The following is a 4,271-nucleotide window of genomic DNA, read 5'->3' on the forward strand; positions in this document are numbered from 1 at the left end:
GACGTAGACGATGGCGTTGGACTTGACGTGCTTGGCGATGCGGAAGGCGAATTTCAGGTCGGCCATTTCGACCGGCGTCGGCGCCCTCTTGGTCACCACTTTCAGTTCGAGGTCGTCGACGACAGCGTTGTCCCGGCCCTGGATGAGCAGACCGCCGGCGACGGATTTGACCGTCGTGCCCGGCGTGCGCGGATCCGGCAGCCCACCGGTGACCAGCAGGCGCAAATTCTTCTTCGCCGCGACGATGGCCGCTGCCTCGTCAGTGGCGCCGGGCGCTATGATGACTTCGGTGAAGGTTTTTACGATCTCTTCCGCCGCCTCGGCGTCGAGGGTGCGGTTGACCGCGACGATGCCGCCGAAGGCCGAAACCGGGTCGCAGGCGAGCGCCTTGGCGTAGGCGGCTTTCAGCGAGGTGCCTTCGGCAACGCCGCACGGGTTGGCGTGCTTGATGATGGCGACGGCGGCGGAACGCGCCGGATCGAACTCGCCGACCAGCTCGAAGGCGGCGTCGGTGTCGTTGATGTTGTTGTAGGACAGCTGCTTGCCCTGCAACTGACGCGCCGTGGCGACGCCCGGCCGCTTGTCGCCATCGATATAGAAGCCGGCGCTCTGATGCGGGTTCTCGCCATAGCGCATCACCTCGACCAGCCTGCCGCCAAAGGCACGCCACGTCGGGTGTTCGATCTCGAGCGCTTCGGCGAACCAGCCGGAGATCGCCGCGTCATAGCTGGCGGTGCGGGCGAAGGCCTTGGCGGCCAGCTTCTTGCGGAAATCCAGCGACAGCGAGCCGATGTTCATCTCCAGCGCGTTCAGCACCGAGGCATAGTCGCCGGGATCGGTGACGATGGCGACATAGGCGTGGTTCTTGGCCGAGGCGCGGATCATGGCCGGGCCGCCAATGTCGATGTTCTCGACGATCGATGCGTAGTCGGCGCCGGAGCGGCGGACCTCCTCGAACGGATAGAGATTGGAGACGACGAGATCGATCGGCTCGATGCCGTATTTGCGCATTGCCGCTGAATGCTCCGGATCGTCGCGCACGCCAAGCAGCGCGCCATGCACGCCGGGATGCAAGGTCTTGACGCGGCCATCCATGATCTCGGGAAAGCCGGTGAGCTCGGAGACGTCGCGCACCGGAAGGCCCGCGTCAGAGATCGCCTTTGCCGTGCCGCCGGTCGAGACCAGCTCGACGCCTGCGGCTGCCAGCGCCTTGGCGAAATCGATGAGGCCGGTTTTGTCGAAAACGGAGAGCAGGGCGCGGCGCACGGGAACCAGGTCTGGTGCGGGAATGTTCTTGGCGGCGACGGCCATGGGCTGGCGGCCTTTCACGACTGGTGTGGTGGATGCCCGCGCCCGTAGCACATGCCGCCCGGAAATCAAACCGGCGGTCAGGTAGGTCAGTTGTTTTCCGGATAACCGGCGATGCTGGTGCGGGTCAGCTGCCAGTGGACTTCGGCGATTTCCGAGGCCTTGAAGGCAAGCACGATCTGGCGGCTGCGGCGCGGGCCGCCAAGACCGGCGAAATAGATCGATTCCTCGACCTCCGGCACCACTTCGGCCGATGTGAACACCCAGGTGTCGGCCTGATCGGCGGCCAGCACCAGGCGGTCATGCTCGTCCTGCAAAAGGTTGACATCGGGATGAACGTGGAAGCGGACGGTGACGAAGTCGCGGCCATTGTTGCGGATCGCGGCACTGCCGGGGCGCTGGAAGCGGTCCCGGCCGGCCAGCACATTGCCGTTCGACGACAGCTTCAGCTCGCGCTCATGCAGGAAACCAAAGCGCGCGACATAGCCGTCATGGCGGGCGATGAAACCCTGAACGCCTTTCTGATCGGTGCGCTTGCACTGCACATGCTGCGGGCCGCCGATCAACGGCGAACCGAGCAGGTCGTTGACGCGCAACGAGTGGCTGAAGCGCGCCGACGAGGTGTCGTTGATGGTGGCGGTCGAGTGCGCGGCGGTGGCGCGCGCCAGCGGCCGGAATTCAGCCGCGCCGTAGGTGTCGATGCCGGCATTGACGATGTAGTGCTGGCGCCCGGACGACAGTTCGAAGGCAAGGCAGCTGGCATGTGCGGCATTGGACACGTCGACCGGCGGCGGCGGGCCGGTGTCGGCGATGACCGTGGTGCCGCCCATAGACAGGCGCTCATAGCCGGAATGCGGCGCATGCAGCAGCGGCGCGCCAGCGGTGTCGTCGTGGCGCAGGATGGTGGCGATGCGGTCGTGGATGGTGGCGCCCATGCCGTTGAAGCGGGCGAGGCTGCCATCCTGATGGCGGAAGAAGCGCAGCGCCGGCAGCATGCGGTCGATGGCGCCGATCAGCGCCTGCGGCGGCGTTTCCGCCTGGTTGGCATAGGTCTGGCGCAGCGGCAGAAGGTCGGCGAGGATTTCCAGGACGACCATCGGATTGCGCGAAATGTGCCCGCCATCGGCGAGGATCTGGCGGTCGAGTTCCTCGGCAAGGTTGCGGGTCGCGCCACGCAGCGCCGATGCCGGCGCCGGCAGGGACAAGGCAGCGAAGGCGAGCGCGATGCGGGCCCGCAGCCTGTCCTTGCCGTCGGGCATTTCGCGCGCCATCGACCTGAGATAGCGGATCTGCATGGCAACCGACTTCAGGAAGGCGCGGTAGAAAGGGAACTCGGCGCCCTGCAATACGACCGAGGAGTGCTGCAACCAGGCGATGATGCGCTTGGCCGTCGTGCCGGGCTCCCAGGCGATGCCGGAAATATGGCTGCCATGCATGGTGATCCAATCGGAGACCAGGGCGCGGGCATTGGCAGCGGCAAGCTCCGTGCCGGCGGCGCGCATATGGCGCAGCCAGCGAAAGCCGTGCAGCGTCTTCTGCCAGCCGTGATTGGGCACGTTGATCTGGAAAGGCGACTTGCCGCCGGTCTCGACCAGATGCCCCGACAGGGGATAGCGGCCGTAATAGATCTCGAGTGCGATCTGCGGGTCGGCGAGGCGCAGGTCCGGCGGTGCGATCAGCACACGTTCCGGGGTGCGGCCGGAATAGCGCCAGCGATAGACAGGCCCGGCGCGCAGGCGCCGGCGCGTTTTGCGCCAGAACTCCTTCGCGACAAGCGTCCACAGACGCGTCGTGCTGCTGGCAGCCAGTGCCAAAACCCCTCCTGATCGTCCTCTACCCCGGCGCCGAGTCTACATGATTGCACGATTCGTGCGAAGGCGAATTCCACGAGCCCGGGCCGGTTCACCTGCTTCTGCCGCCGGTCCTGCCTAAAAAAGGCAGCAAATCCGGCAGTTCAAGCCCTAGCCGGCTCGCCGCATGCGAGCGGCGAAGAAGCCGTCGAGGCCCGAGCGTTCCGGTGCGCCGAGGTCCAGGTCGGCGGGCGTGGTGCGCAGCGTGCCTTGCGGCGTCAGGAATGGATCGATGCCGGCGATCTCGCCTTGCAGCAGCGGATCATTGGTGATTTCAGGCGTGCCGGCGAGAAAGGCGCGACAGAGATCCTCGCCTTCGAGCGGATCGAGCGAACAGTTGGAAAAGACGATCCTGCCGCCGGGCTTCACCAGCGTCACAGTGCGGGCGAGCAGCCTGCGCTGCAGGTCGGCCAGTTTTTCCACATCGGCCGAAGTCTTGGTCCATGGCACGTCGGGATGCCGCCGCACCGTGCCGGTCGACGAGCAGGGTGCGTCGAGGAGAACGGCGTCGAACAATTCCTTCGGCTCGTATTTGAGCAGGTCGGCCTGGACGATCTCGGCGGACAGGCCGAGGCGGTCGAGATTCTGCGTCAGCCGCGCAAGCCGGTTTTTTGACGTGTCGATGGCGGTGACCTTCGCGCCGGCAACGATCAGCTGCGCGGTCTTGCCGCCGGGCGCGGCGCAGAGATCGGCAACCCGCAATCCCGTGACATCGCCGAACAGTCGGGCGGGCAGGCTGGCCGCGGCGTCCTGGACCCACCAGGCGCCCTCGGCAAAGCCAGGCAATTCGGTGACAGGACCGACAAGATTCTCGACCCGCACCGTGCCGGTCGGCAGGACGATGCCGCCGAGTTTTTCGGCCCAGAGTCCGGGATCGGCCTTGACCGAGAAGTCGACCGGCGCCTCAACGCGGTGCGCTTCGAGGATCTGTCTGGCCTTTTCGTTGCCGTAGGTAGTCTTCAGCCTGTCGGAAAACCATTTGGGCGCCTCGTCGGTGGCGGCAAGGGCGGCAGGCAATTCCGTTTCCTTGGCCCGTGCCAGTGTGCGCAGCACGCCATTGACGAGGCCGGAGAACCGCACCGTGCGCGGATCGGACTTGGCATGGGTCACCGC

Annotated in this window: 3 protein-coding genes; all 3 read right to left on the bottom strand. The window is 66.1% G+C overall.

Going from position 1 to position 4,271, the window contains the following annotated elements; genetic code table 11:
- A partial coding sequence (purH, locus tag EN914_RS26320; protein WP_127389353.1) for a bifunctional phosphoribosylaminoimidazolecarboxamide formyltransferase/IMP cyclohydrolase occupies positions 1–1,311 on the bottom strand: 1,311 nt, incomplete at its 3' end.
- Between the two features lie 86 nt (positions 1,312–1,397).
- Positions 1,398–3,122 (bottom strand): heparinase II/III family protein, encoded by a 1,725-nt coding sequence (locus tag EN914_RS26325; RefSeq protein WP_013529012.1) that lies wholly within the window; start codon positions 3,120–3,122, stop codon positions 1,398–1,400.
- 147 nt (positions 3,123–3,269) lie between these two features.
- On the bottom strand, positions 3,270–4,271 hold a 1,002-nt coding region (locus tag EN914_RS26330; RefSeq protein WP_164778911.1), incomplete at its 5' end, for an RsmB/NOP family class I SAM-dependent RNA methyltransferase.

This window comes from Mesorhizobium sp. M7A.F.Ca.CA.001.08.2.1 (assembly GCF_003998455.1).
GTDB classification, from domain to species: Bacteria; Pseudomonadota; Alphaproteobacteria; order Rhizobiales; family Rhizobiaceae; genus Mesorhizobium; species Mesorhizobium ciceri.